Source organism: Bacteroides sp., from assembly GCF_019417265.1.
GTDB lineage: Bacteria > Bacteroidota > Bacteroidia > Bacteroidales > Bacteroidaceae > Phocaeicola.
Genome location: NZ_DXVR01000010.1, coordinates 50,075 through 50,331 on the forward strand (window position 1 = coordinate 50,075; position 257 = coordinate 50,331).

The following is a 257-nucleotide window of genomic DNA, read 5'->3' on the forward strand; positions in this document are numbered from 1 at the left end:
AAATCATACTATGCGCAAAGTTATAGTATTTTTTCTAAAAAACAAATTTTACGCCCTTTATATTAATCTTTATCTATTTTTTGTATTCCTCCTGTTACAGTATCGAAAATAACGCGTGTATTAACTTTCTTGTTGAAAAGGTCGTCTACCAGAAGTTCGGTACTTCCGAATTGGGCAAACAGCATATTGTTATCTTCGAAGAGAGTTTTACCCCTGAAGCTTATAGATACATTGGCTTTTCCCGGTATATTATAAAG

1 protein-coding gene is annotated in these 257 nt (G+C 32.7%); it reads right to left on the reverse strand.

Translation table 11 applies throughout. The features are described 5' to 3' along the window. Positions 1–62: 62 nt before the first annotated feature. Positions 63–257 (reverse strand): DUF4831 family protein (locus tag QZ379_RS02625; RefSeq protein WP_291558030.1); only part of this gene is annotated, 195 nt, incomplete at its 5' end.